This is a genomic window from Aureibaculum koreense (assembly GCF_034296135.1).
GTDB lineage: Bacteria > Bacteroidota > Bacteroidia > Flavobacteriales > Flavobacteriaceae > Aureibaculum.
In genome coordinates this window covers 93245-115403 of sequence record NZ_JAXKVV010000010.1, presented here as the reverse complement: position 1 = coordinate 115403, position 22159 = coordinate 93245, and the positions used below count along the sequence as shown (strand labels likewise).

The 22159-nt window shown below is 30.9% G+C and carries 21 protein-coding genes; 18 read left to right on the top strand and 3 right to left on the bottom strand.

Going from position 1 to position 22159, the window contains the following annotated elements; all coding sequences use genetic code 11:
* Positions 1 to 235 precede the first annotated feature (235 nt).
* The 17 genes from UMM65_RS10775 (at position 236) to UMM65_RS10700 (ending at position 16847) form a co-directional block, all read left to right on the top strand.
* The gene (locus tag UMM65_RS10775; RefSeq protein ID WP_321976540.1) at positions 236 to 2143 is read left to right on the top strand and encodes an AHH domain-containing protein; all 1908 of its coding nucleotides are present in this window, start codon (positions 236 to 238) and stop codon (positions 2141 to 2143) included.
* A gap of 15 nt (positions 2144 to 2158) precedes the next feature.
* Positions 2159 to 2881, top strand: coding sequence for an imm11 family protein (locus UMM65_RS10770; RefSeq protein ID WP_321976539.1), 723 nt, complete (start codon positions 2159 to 2161; stop codon positions 2879 to 2881).
* Positions 2882 to 2955: 74 nt separating this feature from the next.
* Positions 2956 to 3093 carry a hypothetical protein gene (locus UMM65_RS10765; RefSeq protein ID WP_321976538.1) on the top strand — a complete coding sequence of 46 codons (138 nt, stop codon included), beginning with the start codon at positions 2956 to 2958 and terminating at the stop codon, positions 3091 to 3093.
* 83 nt (positions 3094 to 3176) lie between these two features.
* Positions 3177 to 4070 (top strand): DUF1963 domain-containing protein, encoded by an 894-nt coding sequence (locus tag UMM65_RS10760; protein ID WP_321976537.1) that lies wholly within the window; start codon positions 3177 to 3179, stop codon positions 4068 to 4070.
* 60 nt (positions 4071 to 4130) lie between these two features.
* The gene (locus tag UMM65_RS10755; RefSeq protein WP_321976535.1) at positions 4131 to 4271 is read left to right on the top strand and encodes a hypothetical protein; all 141 of its coding nucleotides are present in this window, start codon (positions 4131 to 4133) and stop codon (positions 4269 to 4271) included.
* Between the two features lie 884 nt (positions 4272 to 5155).
* On the top strand, positions 5156 to 6934 hold the full coding sequence (locus UMM65_RS10750; protein ID WP_321976534.1) for a hypothetical protein: 1779 nt from the start codon (positions 5156 to 5158) through the stop codon (positions 6932 to 6934).
* A 5-nt stretch (positions 6935 to 6939) separates the two neighbouring features.
* A complete protein-coding gene (locus UMM65_RS10745; protein ID WP_321976533.1) occupies positions 6940 to 7521 on the top strand; it encodes a hypothetical protein in 582 nt (193 codons plus the stop codon).
* A gap of 94 nt (positions 7522 to 7615) precedes the next feature.
* Positions 7616 to 8188 (top strand): hypothetical protein, encoded by a 573-nt coding sequence (locus UMM65_RS10740; RefSeq protein WP_321976532.1) that lies wholly within the window; start codon positions 7616 to 7618, stop codon positions 8186 to 8188.
* 24 nt (positions 8189 to 8212) lie between these two features.
* Positions 8213 to 8470, top strand: a complete 258-nt coding sequence (locus tag UMM65_RS10735; protein ID WP_321976531.1) for a hypothetical protein — start codon at positions 8213 to 8215, stop codon at positions 8468 to 8470.
* A gap of 15 nt (positions 8471 to 8485) precedes the next feature.
* Positions 8486 to 8845: a hypothetical protein gene (locus tag UMM65_RS17655; protein WP_415859562.1), complete on the top strand. Its 360-nt coding sequence runs from the start codon at positions 8486 to 8488 to the stop codon at positions 8843 to 8845.
* A 2-nt stretch (positions 8846 to 8847) separates the two neighbouring features.
* Positions 8848 to 9546 carry a hypothetical protein gene (locus UMM65_RS10730; RefSeq protein WP_321976530.1) on the top strand — a complete coding sequence of 233 codons (699 nt, stop codon included), beginning with the start codon at positions 8848 to 8850 and terminating at the stop codon, positions 9544 to 9546.
* Between the two features lie 665 nt (positions 9547 to 10211).
* Complete coding sequence (locus UMM65_RS10725) at positions 10212 to 10730, top strand: hypothetical protein (protein WP_321976529.1); 519 nt, start codon at positions 10212 to 10214, stop codon at positions 10728 to 10730.
* Positions 10731 to 11462: 732 nt separating this feature from the next.
* Positions 11463 to 12071: a hypothetical protein gene (locus UMM65_RS10720; protein WP_321976528.1), complete on the top strand. Its 609-nt coding sequence runs from the start codon at positions 11463 to 11465 to the stop codon at positions 12069 to 12071.
* Between the two features lie 141 nt (positions 12072 to 12212).
* Entirely contained in the window at positions 12213 to 12869 is a 657-nt protein-coding gene (locus UMM65_RS10715) for a hypothetical protein (protein ID WP_321976527.1), read from the top strand.
* A 57-nt stretch (positions 12870 to 12926) separates the two neighbouring features.
* A complete protein-coding gene (locus tag UMM65_RS10710) occupies positions 12927 to 13376 on the top strand; it encodes a hypothetical protein (RefSeq protein WP_321976526.1) in 450 nt (149 codons plus the stop codon).
* Between the two features lie 66 nt (positions 13377 to 13442).
* Positions 13443 to 14693: a WG repeat-containing protein gene (locus tag UMM65_RS10705; protein WP_321976525.1), complete on the top strand. Its 1251-nt coding sequence runs from the start codon at positions 13443 to 13445 to the stop codon at positions 14691 to 14693.
* A gap of 267 nt (positions 14694 to 14960) precedes the next feature.
* On the top strand, positions 14961 to 16847 hold the full coding sequence (locus UMM65_RS10700) for an OmpA family protein (protein WP_321976524.1): 1887 nt from the start codon (positions 14961 to 14963) through the stop codon (positions 16845 to 16847).
* An 18-nt stretch (positions 16848 to 16865) separates the two neighbouring features.
* Here UMM65_RS10700 and UMM65_RS10695 read toward each other — a convergent pair whose 3' ends face one another.
* Together UMM65_RS10695 and surE are read right to left on the bottom strand one after the other, a co-directional pair.
* Complete coding sequence (locus tag UMM65_RS10695; RefSeq protein WP_321976523.1) at positions 16866 to 17153, bottom strand: hypothetical protein; 288 nt, start codon at positions 17151 to 17153, stop codon at positions 16866 to 16868.
* Positions 17141 to 17911 carry a 5'/3'-nucleotidase SurE gene (surE, locus tag UMM65_RS10690; protein WP_321976522.1) on the bottom strand — a complete coding sequence of 257 codons (771 nt, stop codon included), beginning with the start codon at positions 17909 to 17911 and terminating at the stop codon, positions 17141 to 17143. The genes UMM65_RS10695 and surE overlap by 13 nt, the downstream gene beginning before the upstream one ends.
* 215 nt (positions 17912 to 18126) lie before the next feature.
* On the opposite strand from surE, the gene UMM65_RS10685 reads away from it, so the two are divergent.
* Positions 18127 to 20259 (top strand): carboxy terminal-processing peptidase, encoded by a 2133-nt coding sequence (locus tag UMM65_RS10685; protein ID WP_321976521.1) that lies wholly within the window; start codon positions 18127 to 18129, stop codon positions 20257 to 20259.
* Between the two features lie 73 nt (positions 20260 to 20332).
* Here the strand turns inward: UMM65_RS10685 and UMM65_RS10680 are convergent, their stop codons facing one another.
* The gene (locus tag UMM65_RS10680) at positions 20333 to 22138 is read right to left on the bottom strand and encodes a chloride channel protein (RefSeq protein ID WP_321976520.1); all 1806 of its coding nucleotides are present in this window, start codon (positions 22136 to 22138) and stop codon (positions 20333 to 20335) included.
* Between the last annotated feature and the right edge of the window lie 21 nt (positions 22139 to 22159).

Sequence of the window (22159 nt, the reverse complement as noted above, 5' to 3'; positions counted from 1 at the left end):
CGCTACAAGATAAAATTACTGAGATGGTAAACCAACTAACTCCTGAACTTATAAAATCTATCACCAGTTATCAATTATACACTAAAACATTTTTTGAGTATTTTTAAATCAGAAATGGTATAAAATGGGAGGGTAGGAGTTTCTTTTTATAGTTTGCACTATTCTCTTTCCGTTTTATTCCATTTTTTTTACTAATCTTGCCTGTCGGCAGACAAGTTTTAAACCTTTACCTATCATGAAAAAATTCATTAGACTATTTACGTTTTTAGCATTGCTCTTTTTGCTGACCAATTGCGAGAAAGAGACAATATTAGAACAAGAAACATCATCAACAATTTTAGAGACCCCTACTGAAAATTTAATTGAAACGCTGACTTTTGATGAACTGTCTAGTGACTATGAGTTTTCTGAGATATCAACGGCATTTAAAATAGACCAACCTTTTGAGACTGTTAAAAAATCGGGAAAAGCGGAAGATTCCATACATGAAGGACTGGATATTGATTATACCTCGGTTAAAAAAGTAAAAGATAAAAACGGGATTTCTTTTACCTTTTTAATTAAAAGCGAAGAAAAGGAACCAACTGTTTTTGACAATTTGGTTATCGAAAAAAGGAAAGATGGCGAAATCAGGGGTTATTTGATGCGGTACCAATATTCCGAGAATTATATAGAGAATTTTAAAAAAGGCATTTTGCTTCCTTTTGAGGGTAAGATAAAAAGAACGCCTTATAGTACAGATGTAAAAGCATTAAAAAAACTATTAAAGAAAGCAAAGGAAGGTGTTAAGACTAAAGCTATCGTTTGCGTAGAAACAACAGTTTCATTTGCTTCCTTGTGTCCGTGGGGTAACCACAAGAACGGAGTTTACTGTGATGGCTTAGACAGGACTTGGTATGGTTATCGTAATGAAACAGTTGTTACTTGTTTCTCTAGCGGATGGGGCTTTTCAAACTATTGGTATATTAAGCCTTTAGGAGGCCCCAGCACAGATTCAAATGGAGGCCCTCTTTATACACCAACTACCCCAAATGAACCTACTATTTTAGATGATGTTGAAGATATTCAACACTTTATAAATAAATATTCATTAGAAGGTGCAGAGATAGAATGGGCCAGAAATAGAGCTAATAGAAATAAAGTTTATTTTTTTCATGAAGAATATGGATATGGAGATTTAGCCGATAAAGAAGTACAAGGGCAAATTGAACTCGAAGCATTAACTAATGATTTAAGCTGGCAAAAAGTTTCAGGGAAAATTGAAAACAGAGACGATTTTAAATATACCCATAGAGCTCAAAAAGGCAGCTATATTTATTATAGAATGGAAGATGGTTCTCAAGTGTCTAGTAGTTTAGTACCCTTAATACTAAACAATAATGGTAAACTACAAGATATAGGAATTACCGAAGTTTCCAATGGAAGATATTATTATATTAAACCAATAGAAACAGGAGTTTGGGCAACATTGATTATAGGTCAACAGCCAGGTCTAGCTACAGAATTAGAAACCATGTTTAAATTGGGCTTAATAGATTTTGCCCATGTCTTAGGCACATATGTCTTACCTGTTGAAGATATAAAAATAATTATAGACGGTAAAGATTTTAATGGACAGCAAGCCAGCAGATGGTTGGCCACTGGTTTTTTGGTAACAAGCGTTGTGCCAGGTAGCAAATTTGTAAAGGTGGTAAAAGTTGTGCCAACAAATGCATTTAATTGGACCAAGGTTATTGCGGTTGGTTCCAAAAATGTAAAACTAAATTTTGAAAAAATAAATGGTATTGTTGATTTTGGATCTTCGGGCAGTAAATTAAGAACAATTTTAGGTATAACCGATAGTAGTTTTCAAGCACATCATATAATTCCTTGGGCAAAAAGAACTCATGACGCAGTTCAAAAAGCTGCTAAATCCAGTAAAGCATTTCATATCAACGAAGCACTAAATGGTATACCCATGCATACTGATTTTCATTTCGGGAGCCATCCTAATTACAGTAACTTGGTACAGCAACGTTTGGATGCTATTAATTTAGGTCAAACAGCTGATGAAGTGTTTGACGAGGTATTGGATATTATCAGCGATATAAGAACTGCTATTCAAAACAATCCTACAACCCATATTAATCAATTAACCTTTTAGTGATTTTGCGATACTATGAACTATTACGTTATTAGACATTCATTAGATCCAAAAATTGTTGGTGCCCACCAACAAGTTGAAGAGGCTAAATATACTTGCCATGTGTGGGACGACCCCCTTTTTATAGATCGGCTCAGTTTTACAAAAATTGATGTAGAGCCCAAGGTTGCAAATGCCATCTTGACCAAAAAATCGAAACTTACAGATCTTATAAGTGCCCCTATAATAGGCTTTAACAAGAAACTTTTGGTAAGCAGTAAACTTAAAAAGATATTAATGAAGTATAGAAAAACCGGGGTTCAATTTTTTCGTTCAGGAGTATTCCGCGACAATATATTTTATGAGGAATATTGGATATTAAATATGTATGAAATTAATATGGATTTTATAGATTTTAAAAAATCGAGTTTTGTTTTTAGAAAGAGAAAACCTGAGGGTGGAACTTACCTGGAGAGTGTTAATGTCAATTCATATGATAAATTCAAAAAGATTTTGTCAAAAAAGAATGAGTTAAAATTCACTCAATTTTTTGTAGACGAAATTAGACTAGCAGATAAGATTGACCAAGATTTTTTTGTGCTGAACCATGTAAATGGTGGCGTAAAATATGTAGTTTCCGAAAAATTAAAGCAAGAAATTGAAGAAGAAGGGTGCACTGGTATTGAATTTATGCCAATAGAATTAACCTTAAATGAATGGCTACATAATGAAAGGGGAAAAATATATGGAAAAGCGTAGATTGTAATATGAGTTTAAATGATTATTTTAAAACAGTAGTAAACCCTTCTAATGGAGTTCCAAATTATTAACTTATGAGGTATTTTTCAATCGGTTCAACGCATAATTTAGCTTTTGACAGATTAGAAGGATTCATCAATTATCTAGACAACCTAATAAAAACTAATCCCAATAAAAATTTAGATCAAATAGCCGATCTAATAAATTATTAACTACAAAACTTTAAAAAGTAAATTTTGTATCTATTATGAATTTACTTTTTTAAAGAAATCCAAAAAAATATTGTATACAACAAATGCTAAACTTTAAAAAAAATAAATTCTTTAAGATAAAATCTTTCATAAATAGGATGGAAGATGGTGGAATTAGAAAAATAGATAAAGAACAATTGATCAAAATGATCAGGCCAACTATTGGTATAAAAACTAAATCAAGTGAGGATAAAAGAATTGAAATAGGTAAATCAAAAATAGGAGGGCAGCCTGATTTACCAGAAAATTTTGATTGGCCAAGAGTTAATGAAAAACCAATGTTATTTTGTGCACAATATAATTTATCTGAACTTAATAATTTTGATAAAGAAAATATTTTACCGAAAAAAGGCCTTTTCTATATTTTTTTAAGCCTTGATGATAAATGGAAAGAATTCAATGGTGTAAATCAAGCATTCAAATTTATATTTAGTGATTCTGAAAACTTAATTCGTACAACATTTCCTAGTGACCAAGAAGAAAGTGCACGCTTTAAGTCGGCTTTAATTGAGTATTTTGAATTTTATACTGTCCCTCATTATGAGAATTATAAGCTTTTTAAACTACATGAAAAATATGAGGATTTGAACGATGCACTTGATTCCATTATTCTATATATAGATAAAGTTTGCGAATCAAAAGAAGACAGATATCATCAAATTCTTGGAGAAGACAGGTCAATGCAGTCAAGTGCCGTTTATGATTTTGCCGCTAAAAATTTGGATATTTTTGGGGCTGATAGTTCGAAGTATCAAAGAAAATGGAGTGAAATATTAGAATTATCAAAAAATTATCAAATCTTACTTCAACTGGATTGTTATGACCCCAACTCTGATTTAAGTAAGTTTGGCGGATCAGGAAAATATTATTTTGGAATTACCGAAAATGACATAAAAAAGCAGAATTTTAATAATGTGAAAATGACATTTCAGTTATAGAAATAGTAGATACTTAGTATAATACGCACATCATGTATTGTCAAGAAACCTTAGAACTGATTGAACAATACAAAAAGCTTTGTGAACAATAATGGTGGAAATTCAACCATCGTGCCACCAATAAAAAATCGTCCTGATTGGGATAAAGTGGAACAAGTTTTAAAAGGTGAAAAACCGATTAGTGATTTAGGGTGTGATTAATTATTGAACTATGAAAAAAATAACTTTCACGCTATTAATTATATCGTTAATTACTTTTATTACTAAAAGTTTTTTAGATGTAATATTACAATATTTACTAATAAGGTAGAAGTAAGGGAACATATTTGGGGGCATTTACAAGGTCTTTGTAGTATATTTTAATCGATTATGTTTTACATTTTTGGGCTTACTTTCTAATTTCAATTTTAACGTATTTTTTTATATTATTTAAAAAAGATTATAATTTGGGTGTTGTACATTTTGTCTTTATTTATCGTTTCTTTAGTTTGTTTTAACAATCATCACTTTCAATTTCCAATGAAACAACATTATATTCCTCCTAGACAGTTTTTTAATTATGTTCTTGTAGAAGAAATTATTGTTTATACAGTATCACTTTTTCTAATGATTTATCTAATTGGAAAAAATCTCAAGCCTAATCTGAAAGAAAACTAAAAATACTGCCTACAAATCAATAAACTAAATAATTTGATTTAAAAAACGGACTTAAAAAACCAAAACCCAGAAAAGCTACAAAACCCTCAAAAGTGTCGATTAGAAAACGGTTAAAATCTAAAAAGAAGCTTTCAGAAAAGAAAGTGAATAGACAGAAACCTGATTTGGAGTAAAATAAGTCGTAAAATTCAACAAATATTTTATAAAAAGAGACTTTAGATTACGGTCTAAACCGTAAAAATTTACGGTTTCACGTAATGAATTTTGCGGTAAACCGTAATCAAAAAGTAAAATATTATTTATAGTTTTGCCCAACTAAAATGGAAGGGTAGGAGTTTCTTTTTATAGTTTCCGTTATACCCTTTCCGTTTACTCAATATTTTACTAATCTTGCCTGTCGGTAGACAGATCTTAACCCTTTATCTATCATGAAAAAGACCTTTATATTATTAATTGCTGTATTTACCTTTGTTTTGTTGACTCATTGTGAAAAAGATGAATATCATGAACACTCCCCAATTACAGAGGCTACTACAAAAGTTAAAACCCTGACCAATGATGACCTTGCATCCGACAGACAATTTCAAAAACTTTCTAATACTTTTAATTTCGGTCAATCAGTTGATGATACTTCGGATGATATTAAAAAATCAAATAATCAGGAACAATATTTTGAAATCGACTATTCCAAAATAAAAAAAGTGGTTAACAGTTTGGGGAGTTCTTATACTTTTTCTATAAAACCTGACAAGAAGACACCGGAAACATTCGACAACTTGATAGTTGAAGAAACTTCTGATGGTAACATACGCGGGTTTGTAATGCGTTATACGTATTCAGAACGTTATCTAGACAGTATGAAAATAGGAAAACCCATAGCTTTTGAGGGTACTATCCAACGTACCCGATACTATAACGATTTTAAAGAACTGGAAAAAGATGTTAAGCAAAGTCTTAAAAATAGTAAAAGCACTATAACCAAGGGTCTTGTCTGTTTTGAAACAACGGTAATCGTTGAATCTAAATGTCCATGGAACAAACATTCCAACGGTCAATATTGTCACGGTCTTAAAAAGGTTTGGTATGGGTATGCTTACCAAACCTCTTTAGATTGCATTTCTACCGGAAGTACGTTTACGGACCGTTGGGGCTGGACTTCTGGTTCGGGGACTTACAGTACAACCGTACCCGACCCTAATGTTACCAGCGGAAACTCTTATAGCAGCACCTCTACGGTTGAGCCTACTCTTTTTGACGATGTCTCATCTATACAGAGTTTTGTGAGTTTTTACGGTCTGCAGGGCGACGAGATAGAATGGGCACGTTACCGCCCCAACCGTAATATGGTAGAGGGCTTTATGGAAGAGAATAGTTACGGAAAAGAGGCTCGTACATTTATAAAACCGGCAGCTAACGCACTCGTTAATAGAGGGGTAGTTGATTTTGATGATAAAATTATTTTAGATAAAAGTTTAGTAGAAAAACCTTGTCAGAAAGATATTGTAAAAAAATCATATACTAATTATTCTGAGCTGGCCAACACTATAACTAGTACTTTTAGCGTCTTTAACCAAAAGAATATAAACCTAACTTTTAAAAATGAAAATTTAACGGCAACAGGTCAGGTGGGGCGTACAGACATATATGCAGAAGAAATTATAAATCCACCTTATGCAGAACCAATATATAATATCAATATAACCTTTGATACGGATTTTTTGGAAACAGCTACGGATTTGGCAATAGCTGCAACTTCTATACATGAACAGGTACACGCATTTTTAGTATATTTACATGAAACAGGAAAATTGTTGGTCAATAGTACAGAACCGGGCTATGAAGAATTAATACAAGCTTATGCTAAGTATAAAGCAGATAACGACAATATTGCTTTAGCCACTACACAACATGAATATATGACAAATTTGGTTAATGAAATGAGAGATGATCTATATGCATTTGTACAATTAAATAATATTCAGGGTGTTGATAAAGATTATTGTGAAAAATTAGTTTGGGGTAAATTAATAGGAACTGCAACGTTTCAAACCAAGTTTCCAAAATTTCAAGAGGATGGTGATTATAACCCAGATTATATAGAAATTAATAATGCGACACTTGCTGAGGCTAATAATGAAAATAAAGAATACGTACACTCAAATGGAAATACATACTTAAATTCACCGCAAGGTTCACCATGTAATTAAAGCCTATGAAAAAATATCTAATAACAATAGTATATCTACATATAATTGTTTCTTGTGCTTCACAAAAAATTGATAATGGCAGTGAATATGTATTAATTAATTTACTTGTAGAAAAAATAATTAGAGATAATAAGAAGCAACTTGAATCTGAAAGATTCATTTATCTAAGAAAAGAAACTGAGCCAAGTAATAAATTCCTGTCTTCAATTCTATATAAGAAACTTATTGATAACCGTAAGAATCATAATCCAGGGTATTTTGTAGATGAAAACGAAATAGTATACTTAAAAAAGCAGTTAAAGGAACCTTTTGAGATAGATTTTTCAAAAATAAAATTTCCTCTTTTAAAAGAATATATAGAACCTGTAGTAGTTAAAAATGAAAAAGGACATCATATTCAAACGCACGAATCATTAGCGGATTTTTCAAAAATAAAATATAATATATCAAAACCTTTTTACTCTTCTGACAAAACTTTTGCATATATATATATGTCATGTGACAATTTTGGGGATATGATAAAAATATTTAAATATCAAAATGATAAATGGAGGTTCTTTAAAAATATTGGATTGAGCATTTACTAAACCAAAAACAACCTTAAAAGTTTTTTTACTGACCATCCAGACGGAAACGATTATAAAACGTCACCTAAAGGAACACCATGCAATTAGAAGCTTTATGAAAACAATATTTCAAATAGCATTAATTACAATTAATATTTTAATTACTGGCTGTGCATTAAATCAAATTAAAAAATCTGATGATACTTATATAATCTTAAATAGTGAAATAAATAGATTAACTAATAAAAAAGAAGATACAATTTATTTAAGAAAAATAACTTATAATAGGTACTTAAAAAGTTTACTTAAAGAAAAGAAACTTGTTTCTAACGTTAAAAACCTTGAACTAATTGAAGCCTTTACTAAGGAAGAAGAAATTAATTATTTGGTGCAACAATTAGAGGACAGTCTACTAATAAACTTCAACAAAATTAATTCTAAACTTGTTAAAGAACATATTGATCCCTTTTCAAGAAGAGACTCATCTGGAAATATCGTAACAGATTATTATTATATAAAAATATTTGGTAGTAGAAAGTATTCTTTTTCCAAGCCAATTTTTTCCAAGAACAGAAAATATTGTTTCTTAATTGTTTCAAGAGACAAAATAGGAGTAGGATTAAGAATATACAAACAAGAAAATAACAAATGGAAGTTTTTTAGAAATATTGGTCTTAGCATATCGTAAAAAACCCTATAATTTTATGTAACGATGATTATAACCCCTGAGGCCAAAGCTTTGGTTAAACCGACTGCAAATGCCCTTGTAAATGGCAGTGAATTATCATTTGTTGAAATTGTCGAAGCAGGTGTAAATGGCACTCTAATTTCGGTAGCACCATTTTTTAAATATCCCGAGGGAAGTAATTATGCATCTCAATATCCTAAACTTACCGAGTATTTAAAGAATAAAATGCCTAATATTAAAGATATTCCGTTAATTGTTAATACCATCAGAGATATTACTTGACTAACAGCTGAAAAAATAAAAAAGGATTTACAATGGGGTGAAGGACCTACAATTAAAATTTTACAGCTTGACAATTACGCTGATAACACAGATGAAAATACTGTTGGAGCTTTCGATAAGAAAAATCCAGAAATATTATTATTAGACATTGATTATGTAAATGGTTTAGAAAACAGCACATCCGAACAATATGAAGAAGATGGACTTTTGTTTTATTTAGGGTCAACCATTTTGCATGAATATGTTCATTACGGTGTTAATTCAACAGGAGTCAATTATCCTGGAGAAGCAGGTGCATCTTTTGAATTAAAAGTTTACGGTCAAAATATAAGCCCAAGTTCTGCCGAATGGTTAATTTTGAGTAAATACTATTAGTTATGGAAAATTTCTTTAAAACTTTCTTTTTTGTAATTCTTATTTTAATTAGTTGCAGCAATAATAAAAAGGCTTTGACTAACCCTAATCACACAATAAAAATTCAAGTTAAATTTGATGAAAATTCAATTTATAATGATATTTTAAATGATTTGGTTGAGAATCATTTCTATAATAGGTATGCTGGTAATGCAGGCGAAATTTTGCATAAAGAATTGGTTTTAAAAAAAATTGATTCAATAAAATATAATAAGGAGTTAGATATTATAAAATTGAAATTAAGAAGCTTAGAGTCAGAAAATAAAAATATAATTTATTTAAATAGTAATAAAGATCAAACTTATTTATATAAAAGTTTTGATAGTATTGATTCTAGATTATTAAACAGTCAATTTTTTAAAGAAAATTTGAAGAAAATTAAGGATAGTTTATCATTTATAAATAAAAGATTGTATGCGAAAAAATTTGATTTGGATCTTGCACAAATAGATAATGTTGAAAATTACGTTTCCAATTATTCATATTTAATTGGTAAAATAAGTTTCTCAAAATTATATTTAAATAAGAATTTAGATAAAGGGTTAGTTTATTATTCTATTAATTGTGGTGCAAAATGTGGTAAAGGGGAGTTACTTTTTATAGTTAAAGGAAATGATGATAGATGGATTGTCAAAGAAAAAGAACTTTTATTCATCTCATAAGAATAACAATTATAACGTCAGTCACATAATTGACGGGCTTACTAAATGCTATTTTAGTGGTATGAGTCGCAGGAAATCATCCTGTAAGTGGCACAAGACAGTTTGGTTATGAAGTTGTTGCAAATGGGTCAATTAATTTTTTTGTAAGAGGTGTTGATAGGTTTGATTCTAACATAGTTGAAAATACCCTCTACGCAATTACCCTAGGAGGAAATCCTTTTTTTGGTGCAGATGATTTATGGGAAAGCTTTCAAGATAAGTTTGAAAAATTTGTTGATGATAATGGCGGTAGTGCTCTTGCACCAACACCAATAAAATATCGTCCCGATTGGTCAAAAGTAAAAGATGTTTTGGAAGGCAAAAAGCCAATCTCTGATTTAGGATGTAATTAAATATTATTGGATTATGGGTATTAAATATAAAATAGTTAATAGGTTATTTTACATTTTTTTATTGGTCTCATTTGTATTACTGCTAATTCCTACAAAATACAAAATAGAGGTCTACTCTCCGAGTATATTGGGATGGCTCTGGGTATTATTGACTCCTCTGTCTTTTATAATTTTTAGTTATTTAATTGTGTTAGATATTAAAAACAAAAACAAAGGAGAATTAATAAAAAGAAGTATAATTTTTTTAATAGTATTGATTATATCGATAGCTTATTGGGTTTATCAAGCAAAGAAATTAGGGAATCTTTAGCATTAGGTATGGCATTTCCCCCGCTTCCGCCAGTTTGCAACTGGTGGTCGCATCACCCGTTAGCTAAAATTGCTTTTGACGGAGATACTTTTTATGATTTACAAAAGGTGTTTAGTGTTGGTATTAATTCTTTAGAAAATGCTTGGAAAACGATTCATTCTGGAACTCCTCAATTTTTACATGCTAAAATTACAGGTCAGCAAAATAGTTTATATTCTGCTTTTGCAAAAACAGGAGATAGATTAACTTTGGAGAAAATGGCTGAGATTGAAATTAAGGCAATGGTAAATTCCGGAATTCCGGAAGATGTGGCCGCCGCTGATGATTTATGGGAGAGTTTTCAAGATAAATTTGAAACATTTGTTGATCAAAATGGCGGCAATGCCCTCGCACCAACTCCTAAGAAATATCGTCCTGATTGGACAAAAGCACAAGATGTTTTGGAAGGGAAAAAGCCTATTTCTGACTTAGGATGTAATTAAAATTTTCATAAAATGCACCTATTTGTAAAAAATAAAAAGCTAAATTTTGTTTTCTATTTTAGTTTGATTTTATCAATTATTGCTTCCCTTTTGCCTAAAGAGTTTACCTGGGGCGTTTATACACCAAACATATTAGGGTGGATTTGGATTGGATTTCTTATTCCATTATTTATAATATCCTACTTTTGGCTTTTAATATTAGATATAAAAAACAAAAATAGAGCTGATTTAATTAAGAGAACATTAATATTTTTATTTGTGTTAATTATATACATTGCATATTGGTTTTATAACGCAAAGAAGACAGGGGGTATTTAATAATATAATGAGCTTTGATAATTGTAAAATTATGTTTTTTAAAACCAAAAATTTTAAATAGATTACTTTACTTCTGTTTGTTCGTGTCTTTTATATTACTACTAATACCTCCTGAATATAAAATAGAGGTCTATACGCCAAGTATATTTGGTTGGAGTTCTCTGTCGTTCACAGCTCTATCATTTATCTCTTTTATTTGGCTCTTAGTGATAGATTTAAAAAATAAAAACAAAAGTAGATTAGTAAAAAGAACAATAATTTTTTTATTAGTGTTGATTACATCAATTGCATATTGATTTTATTAAGCTAATAAGTTGGGGAATATTTGATGTAAACGGTTCGTTCGTTTAAGTTTTATAAACTTATATTGAGTACAGATAAATTGATATGTAAAATTTATAAAACAATTGAAACATGAAAACCCTTGTGATTAAGAAAATAATAATCATAGTGCTTATTTTAACTTCCATAGGTTGTTTAAATAAAAAAAGGATCTATGCTTTATTTAAAGACACTTATATAAGTATTTTGTCTGAGGAAATCTTTAAATTTAAATATCTTAGATCCCCGAACCCAGAGGAGTTCGAAAGAGGAATTAAAGAACTCATCCCAATAGAAAGGGATACTTTTGAACCTTTAAATGTGTATGTGCAAAAAGGGGATTTAGAAATTAACTTTTCTGAGTTTAATAGTAAATTACCAGAGAGTTTTAAATTTGTTTCTGATTCTACCAGTAAAACTATAAGTTATTTGCCAGAAAATATAGAACATTATTCAAATAAAAAATATAACCTTATATCATTTGTTAATTTAGATAAAATTTTTGAAAAGCAGAAAAAAATATTAAATTCGGGTGGTATCGTACAGTTTAGTAAAGCACTATTAAACAAAGAACAAAATAAAGCATTGTTGTTTATTAGAGATACTCGTAATAAATTAGATTCTGTTGAAAGTTTAATCTTATTTAACAAAAATAATGGAAAATGGGAAAAATTTAAAGTTATCGGGATTTCTCTATCTTAAATTGAAGGAGTTTTAAATTGAATCAAAAATCAAACTATAGTAAATAGTTTGATTTTTCTCAACTTACTATTTACTTTATACTTAAATACAGATCCAGCTGAGTGTAAAATTTTATGTAAATAGAATATAAAAATGAAACAGATGCAAAAGGCACAAAAAGTTGTAACTAGTTTAGCTATCTTATTTTTAATCACAATAAATAGCTGTCTTTCACAAACTAAAAGTGATGATTATCAATTGTTAAAGAAGGTAATCGAGATGAATTCCATTTCTAAAGATTCTATTTTTTTACTACAAAAAAGCAATGATTTTAATCAAGAACAATTACACAAATATTATAGACATCACGTGTTGAAAGAAAAAGGTGTTATAGGTATAATTGGTGGTAAAGTAAATAAAGATGGGAAAATTGTGCGAGATGATTATACCCCAGAAGTTCAAGATGATTTTCAAGAAGCGTGGTATGCCATTTACAGACCAGTAGATAGTATTTTTTCTATCAAAGAAATTGAACTATTAGCCACAAAAGAAGAAACTTCCTTTTGGGACGAGAAACAATTAGGCAATAAAGTTCAATTAATTGATTTAGACTCCTTGGTTAAAGAAGCAAGAAAAGGAGACTATACGGGCGTTAATTATTTTCAGAGCTATAAAATATCGAAACCGTTTTACGCTAATAATAAGAAGTATGCTATTGTTCAATATAGAAAATATGCAAAGCCCCCTTCATATCTTTATATTTTTGAGAAACAAAAAGAAGAATGGGTAATAATTGAAACCATAAAGGAGCATTTTTAATTTAAAAATTTTAACCTAATTATTAAAAATCCAATGTGTTGCACTCAGCATGTTTCCATGATGAAAGAAGTAAATATTTTTGATAAAAAGAACATTTTTTTGCTTGAACCTTATGATGGAATTGAATTTATCTATTCAGTTTTACAAAACATCGGTCATTATTCTGACTTCACAACTCTAAAAGCTAGGAGAGATGGTTTAAAAGTAATTAATCAACTTTTTGTACTAGACTTAATTGAAATTTTTCATTGGGGTAAGTACCAACGTGAATTGAACGATAAAAAACTGTCCATTTTTGAAATAATGATGTACATACAAGAATTATGGTTTATTGGAGCTAATTTTGAAAATTTTCACAATATGCCTATGTTTAAGTACAAAAATTGGTACATATCAGAACTAGAAAAATTAGGAATGACCCATACAACTGATTGGGAAGAATTTGTAAAAAATAAAATAGGGGATTTAGAAAAATGGATAAAGGAAAATAAACCTAAAGATGTTTAAATATTAATTTTAACAACCCAAATTAGCCTTGGGCTATAAATGTTATAAAAACAAAATTATACTATTATGAAAAAAAGCAACTTGTTCGCTTTATTATTTTTATTCGGTCAAGTTTTATTAGCTCAAAACTTGCGATTAACTATAGAAGAGCTAATTTATTTAGGCAAGGTTCCTCAAAATAATCTTTCAAACATAGAAGTTGATAAGTTAGATTACGATTTGTCTTACGATATACCAAACGATTCAACAATAAAAATAGGGTATTTAAACGCAAAAGGGAAAACAATAATTGACCCTATTTATGATATGGGCTTAGATTACTATGGCGAATATGCCAATGTAATCAAGGACTCTGTTTATGGTGTTATTGATAAAAAAGGAAATACAAAATTTTATAAACAATATGATAAAGTTTTGTTTTATAAAGGCAATGTTGGAATGGCAGTAAAAAACAACCTTTCAGGCTTAATTAATAAAGAAGGGAAACCAATTTCAGATTTTATTTACTCTAGAATAGATATTTTTGGGATTGATTGTTTTAAAGCCACCATAGGTACAGGAGAGAAAAAACAATCGTTTGTTTTAAATAAAAAAGGCGAAGTAATGTTCAAGTTAAATGCTAAGAACAGAAGCATTATTATGGCCGATTCCTTATTAATTTATGAAGATGTTGTCAATGAAAAAAAGAAACAAGGATTGATAAATATTAATGGAAACGTATCTTTAAAGGCCCAATATGATGAATTAATGTTTGAATACGGAAAAGATGATTACGTATTTGTAGTTAACAACGGGAAAAAGGGCTATATAAACAAAAAAGGAGAGGTTATTGTACCAATTATTTATGATGAATTGGGTCTGGGATTTAATGAAGGGCTGTTGGCTGCATCTAAAAATGGTAAATGGGGCTTTATAGATAAAAACAACCAAGTCGTAATTCCTTTTATTTATGATGATGCAAATGGGTTTTATGAGGAATTGGCATTTGTAAAAAAAGGGGATTATTATGGATATATAGATAAGAACAATAAAATAAAAATTCCTTTCCGATTCCATAATTCTAAATTTGCTTTTTTTGCACAAAGCAGGTGTGTTTTTGCGGATAAAGAAACGGGTAAATATGGATTTATCAACAAAAAAGGAAAAGTAATAGTTAAACCTATATATGATATGGCTCTACCTTTTTATAACGACAAAGCCCTGGTTAGACTTAATGGAAAGGAAGGTTATATTGATAGAAAAGGAAAAGAAGTAGTGCCAATAAAATATAGGCAATTATGGTTAGAAAGAAACGGAATGATTCGGTTTGTAAAATAATTAGAAAAACTGAACAACCTGTGAAAAAACAGTACTTAAATCTAACACTTTTTATACTTTTCTGTTCAACAACAATTTTTAGAAAAAAAATGAAAATGTGGCGTATGTTGTAGAAGTTTCTTATGGGTTGGGGAAGTTTTTGGAAGAAAATAATATTAAACTTGAATAGAAAAAAACGCTCAATAATAAATCATATTAAGACCAAACTATTTGGGAGAGTTTGGTTTTTCTTATTTTTATGGCAATAAATAAAAACATCCAACATTTATGAAAAAACAGTACCTAAGCATAACACTCTTATTCCTTTTCTGCACAATAGCAACTTTCAGCCAAAACACGTACGATATTGTTTACCCGCAAGCAGACAGAGAGCAAAAATGCCAATATTATAATCAGCTTTTTAATCAAAAACCAAAAGAAGTCGGTTTTTCAGTACAACAGGAAAAAGAAAAGCTCTATTTTCAAATTAATGACAAACAATTTTTTCTTCAACTCTTTAAAAAAGTAGGTGATGGTATTGCCATAGACGTTGTGCCCAAAAGCCTCTATGACTGTGCTGAAGCCGCTGTAGCAGACACTCAAATTAAAGGAATGTTGTTGAAGCCTGTTTATATGCAAAAATTAAAACAAGGCTTAAAACCGTATGGTAATAATACATTTAGAGTATTGGTTGGTGCGTTGCCAGAAACTCTGGTTTCTGAAGAATTAGAGTTTAACATCTTGTTTCTAAACAATAAAAATTTATGTAGATACCAACGTGTTTATGAAATTGAACGCTACCCATGGGATTTGTTGGATATGGGTATGTATTTAGATTCTCTCACCTACCAAACTAAAAAAATAAAACCAACAGATAAAGAGAATTTCGTAACAAAATATAAGACGTTTAAGTTTGAAGTTCCTTTTGAAAAGAACAAGGCTACCTACTCAAAAGAAGACATAAAACCGATGTACGATTCATTGCGACTGACAGATTTCAACATTAAAACAATAAATATTAGAGCATATTCTTCAGTTGAAGGTAGTTTAGAACGTAATATGGAATTGCAAGAACAGCGTGCCAATAGTATTGCGGAGGCTTTGCAGACTTTTCAAGAACCTACCATTTCAACTAAAGTAAATTCCTCTGAAAATTGGGTCGAATTTTTAAATGATATTACCGATACAGAACATGCTAATTTAAAAGAGTTAAGCAAAACGGACATAAAAAATAAATTGGTGGGTAATCTTGCCCAAGAATTAGAACCCTATTTAAAGAACCATAGAAAGGCGGTTATTACACTTGAATTGGAAAAGAAAGACCTCTATAAAGAGAAATCCTTGGAACAATTGATTACTTTATTTAATAAGGTTTTGGAAGCCAACGACGTTGAAATTGCAAATGATATACAAAATTCCATTTTTGAAAAATTAAAGGAAAGTCAATCTTCGCCAGACATTATCAATAAAATGAAAGTGCCACAACAAAAAAAATATGCACGTTTTATTAATAAAAACAGCGTGAACAAATTTCTTTTAAACCAGAGCTATTTGTTGATAGCTTATAATGAATTGTTAAAACTTGAAAAATTAGTCCCAAGGGATAAGGAGGTTAAATACAACCTTGCAGTATTAAAATTTACCATGTGGAGACATAATGCCCAGCCCGTTGATGCAGAAAAATTTAAAAAAGAAATTTATCAGCTTAAAAACTATGGTATTAAACAGATTTTGATTGACAGGATGATGGTGAATTTTCATATAATAAAAGCAGAACAATACATGCGTAAAAGGGATTATGCAAATAAAGATAAGTCGGTTGCTTACATCGAAAAAAATTATAAAAAATTCCCACTCTCCAATTATGATTTTCTGAGTCTTGCCCAGTTTTTAACCTATTATTCAAACCACGACAAAGCGGTCGATTTATTAGATGAAAAAGTGAGAAGTGTTACGGTTGACGAAGATTTGTTGTTTTATTATTTAAACTTGACCTTAATAAAACCATCGATTACGGCATCTTCAAATTATCGTACTATCATGCTGAACGCTATAAACATGAATCAAAAAAGGTTTTGTAAGGTATTCAATTCAATTAATGATGGCGGAGTAACTTTTCAACTTTTAGAGGATGAATATTTAAGAAAAACCTATTGCGAAAATTGTAATGAATAAAAAAGATCATTAGTAGGGTCAAACAAACTGAGCCACCAAAATCAAAAAAGCAACTACCAAAGTAGCAATCAATACACCTCTAGCCCTATAATCTTGGCGTTTTTTAATAAAAACAAAAAAAGCCAACAAATTCGGAATCGCTGCAATACTCAACACCTGTCCGTAAAGGCTATTTTCTTTTAAAACCGCGAGAGATTCTTCAAATGTACCTTCCAGAGCATATTCAACATATAAATAAAAACCCATAGCTGTGGCAAACAACCCAACTAAAAACCCAATTAGTATTTCTTTTTTTATAAATCCCATGTATTCAAATTTTTGATATAGTGATGTGCGGTCATGTCAAATTGTACAGGTACCAAAGAAACATAACCGTTCTCTAATGCCCACATATCGGTATCTTCACCTTTGTCCAAATTTACAAACTTACCCGCTAACCAATAATAATCTTCCCCCTGAGGGCTAACGCGTTTGTCAAATACTTCTTGCCAGTTGCCATGAGCCTGTCGGCATACTTTAATCCCTTTGATAGCTTCCTTTTTTAGGTCGGGGATGTTTACATTAAGTACAACACCTTCTGGTAATCCATTTTCCAAAATGTTTTCCACTATCTTTTTTACATATTTTTTACTAGCTTCAAAATTTGCATCCCAATTGTAATCCATTAAAGAAAATCCAACGGCTGGCACTCCTTCAATACCGGCTTCTACCGCAGCACTCATCGTACCGGAATAAATTACATTTAAAGAGGCGTTTGAACCGTGATTTATCCCTGAGACACAAATGTCAGGTTTTTTATTTAAAATTTCGTTAACTGCCATTTTAACACAATCAGCGGGAGTACCTGAGCAACTGTACTCTAATTGTGGGCCATCATCTATGGTAACTGGGTTACACCTCAATGTGTCGTTTACCGTAATGGCGTGCCCCATGCCACTTTGGGGGTTATCAGGTGCCACTACTACCACATCACCAATCTCGTTCATTACGGAGATTAGGGTTCTAATTCCCGGTGCTGTAATACCATCGTCATTACAAACTAAAATCAAAGGCTTTTCACTCATAAAACAAATTAATTAATAAGAATACAAAACTACTATTTTTTTACCTTAACTACTTTACTATTTCTTTAACACTTCTGTAATAATAGATATTAAATCTATCCGTTTAGAATCAATACAGTTCCTGAATATTGAACTTGAAAAGCAAAAAATCTGTTAAATCCTTTACAATTTGAATTATTGGCACTATTTTAGTAGATTGTTAGCAAGTTGTCCTAATGAAAAAAATAATAAAGTTTATGAAATCGAATTATAAAATTATACTCCCAGTAATTTTATTGGCAGGGATATTATTGAGTTTTAATATCAAGCAAAAACAAGATCCTGAAAAAGAAAAAATATTGCTAGGTCTGATAAGGTCCGCACTGACACAAGGTCATTATCAGCCACATGAAATAGATGATGAATTCTCAAATGCTGTCTATACTAATTTTATTGAAGGATTAGACCCTGCTAAACGTTTTTTTACTCAAGAAGACATTAAGGAATTTGAAAAGTACAAATTGCAGATCGATGACCAAATAAAAGCAGAAAACCTATCTTTTTACCGCGTAGTAACTTCAAAATATTTACAACGTGTACAAGAGGCCAAAGGGTTTTACAAAGAAATTTTAAAGCATCCTTTTGATTTTAGCAAAGACGAAATTTTTGATATTGATTACGACAAAAAAGAATATCCAAAAAATGAGGTGGACTTAATCATTAACTGGCAAAAACAGTTTAAGTTAACAACCTTATCACGTTTACACAGTAAAATTGAAGCACAAGAGGATAAACAAAAAGAAGATGCCAATGCAGAGTTAAAAACTTTTACCGAGCTTGAAATTGAAGCTAGAGAAGCTACGTTAAAAAGCATGGAAGAATTTTTTGATTATAAAGATGATGAAGATGATGAGGATTGGTATTCCATTTTTATAAACAGTATTTCTACAGAGTTTGATCCGCATACCACCTATTTTGCCCCAAGAACAAAAAAGAAGTTTGATATTGATATGACGGGAAAAATTGAAGGTATTGGTGCCAGACTACAGCGAAAAGGTGAATATACACGTGTTGACGAGCTTATTTCGGGTGGTCCAGCCTGGAGAGATGGAAACCTAGAAGTGGGAGATATTATTACGAAAGTAGCACAAGCAGACGGTGAACCGTTAGATATTGTTGGGATGCGTTTAGATGATGCCATTGAATTCATTAAAGGAAAAAAAGGAACAGAAGTCAGACTTACTGTCAAAAAATTGGATGGTTCAACACAGGTAATCCCTATAATTAGAGATGTTGTGGAAATTGAAGAAACCTTTGCCAAAACAAGTATCGTAAAAAAGGATGGCAGAAAATTTGGGGTTATTGATTTGCCTAAATTTTATATAGATTTTAGCGAAAGAAACTTTAGAAATTCTGCTTCGGATATGGCACTTGAAGTAGAAAGACTGAATAAAGAGAATGTTGAAGGATTAGTTATAGATTTACGTAACAATGGTGGCGGGTCTTTAGACACTGCAATAGATATTGCCGGATTGTTTATTGAAGAAGGACCAATTGTTCAGGTAAAATATAAAGACGGTAAACCAAAAATACGTTCTGATAAAGATTATAGAATTCAATGGAACAAACCATTGGTAATTATAGTTAATGAAATATCTGCTTCGGCTTCGGAAATTTTTGCTGCTGCCATGCAAGATTACAATAGGGCGGTTATAATTGGAAGTAAACAAACTTATGGTAAAGGTACCGTACAAAATTATATGGCACTTAACAGGTATTTTGATTATGATAAAGATCTAGGTGCTTTAAAGCTGACCATTCAAAAATTTTATAGGGTAAATGGCGGATCAACACAACTTAAAGGTGTGGTTTCCGATGTAGCTTTGCCCGATAGGTATGCTTATATGAATATAGGGGAAAGAGATGAGACAAATTCTTTAAAGTGGGATAAAATTGAAAGTGCTGAGTATAAAGTATGGGATGGCTATTCAAATTTTGATGAAGCAGTAAACAATAGCAAAAAACGTGTTGTTGAAAATGAACAATTTAGACTGATAGATAACAATGCCAAATGGTTAAAAGAAGGTCAAGATGATACTACTGTTTATTTAAATTACGAAAAATATAAAGAAGATTTAAAAAATCGAGAAGAGCAGGGCAATAAGTTTAAAGCAATGTACGAATACAAAAACGACCTGAGTTTTACATCGCCCAGTTACGAGGTAGAATCGTTAAAACAAGATTCTATTTTAGCTAAAAAACGCGAAATTTGGCATAAAAATCTAAGTAAAGATATTTATGTAGAAGAAGCGTTAAACATTGTTGCCGATTTGAAAGTAAAGAAAGAGAAAACTCTGGTTAAGAATTAACTCTATAAGCCATTAGGCTAGTATATTTAAAATGCCCTTTGAGATACTATTTCAGAGGGTTTTTTCTTTATCTTTAAGATGTTGCTTCAATCAATTTACTTCTATATGCGGTCAAAAGCTTCGATTTGGAAATAAAACCCAGGTATTTGTCGTTTTTTATTACGGGTAAATTCCAAGCTCCGGTCTTTTGAAATTTTTCCATTATCATTTGCATTGAATCTTTTTCATATATAATCTGTTCTGGCGATTGGTGCATATAATCTCTAACCGTGGTAGTATTGTATAGGGATTGATTAAACATACATTCTCTTATGTCATCAACCAGAACCACACCCACCAAAATTTTGTTTTCGTTTACCACTGGAAATAAATTTCGTGTAGATTTTGAAACACCTTTATGTAGCATATCTCCAAGGGTCATATCAGGGTTTAATACAATAAAATTCTTTTCAATTACTTCATCTATTTTCATTGAAATCAATACGTTTTGATCTCTATCATGGGTTACTAAATCGCCACGTTCTGCTAGTTCTTTCGTGTAAATGGTATGGCCCATATACTGTTTGGTAATCATATAAGAGATGGCAACAGCAATCATTAAAGGGATAAAAAGTTCGTAACCGCCCGTAATTTCAGCAATTAAAAAAATGGCCGTTAACGGTGCTTGAATTACACCCGCAATTAATCCTGCCATACCGATGAGCGTAAAATTAGCTTCTGAAACATTAAAACCCAGCCCTAGGTTATTGATGATTTTAGCAACAACGTTGCCTAACGTACTACCCATTACCAATGAAGGAATAATGACTCCACCAACCCCACCAGCGGCAAAAGTGATAGTCATGGCAACCGCTTTAAATACGGTAATTCCAACTAATAGCCCAATAATAATCCAGATATTGTCTATATGGTCATCAAAAGGTGTTGAACCCAATGCGGCCAATGTTTCGCCATGTAATAAATTGTTTACAAAGCCTAATCCCTCACCGTACAATGGTGGGATAAAATAGAGTAAAATACCAATAATTAAACCACCTATCAATAGTTTGACAAAACGACTCTTAAATCGATCAAAAAATTGATATATGGCAAAATATATTTTGGTAAAATACAAAGATGCAATTCCCGTACCTACTCCCAAAATAATATAAAAAGGCGTGTCTTTTAAGGCAAACTTATCAATAACATCAAAATTAAAAAGCACCTCTTGACCCATAAAAAAATAAGAGGTCAATACGGATGAAATAGAAGCAATCAACAATGGAACCAATGATACAAACGTGAGGTCTAAACTGAATATTTCAATGGCAAACACCAATGCAGCAATGGGCGATTTAAAAATAGTGGCAACAGCACCAGAAGTGGCACAGGCAATTAATAATGTTCGTGTTTTTTTATCTATTAAAAGGACTCTACTAAAAGTTGAACTAAGAGCCGAACCAATAGTGATTGTTGGCCCTAACAAACCTACCGAACCCCCAAAGCCAACAGTTAAGGGTGCAGCGAATAAATTAAAATAAATACGCTTGTGCGATATTCTTCCATTTTGCCTTAAAAGTGCATATAATACGGATGGAACAGCTCTTTTTATATAAGATGGTGTTTCGGGAAATATGCGTTTTTTAAAGATATACTTTCTCAATAAATATACTAAAAGCAATCCGATTATAGGTAAAATAAAATAGAGCTGATTTTGAGAAAAAATAATACCTTGCTCTAAAGTTTTCTCAATTGTAAAAGTTATATTTTTTAAGGTAACTGCAGCTAAGCCCGTTAAAAAACCAACCGTTGCACTCGCTAAAATGATAAACTTTTTTTGGGAAATATATTTATACCTCCAAATATTTACCTTCCTAATTATATTTTTGTAAAAGGCCATGGGTTTATCATGAGATAATAT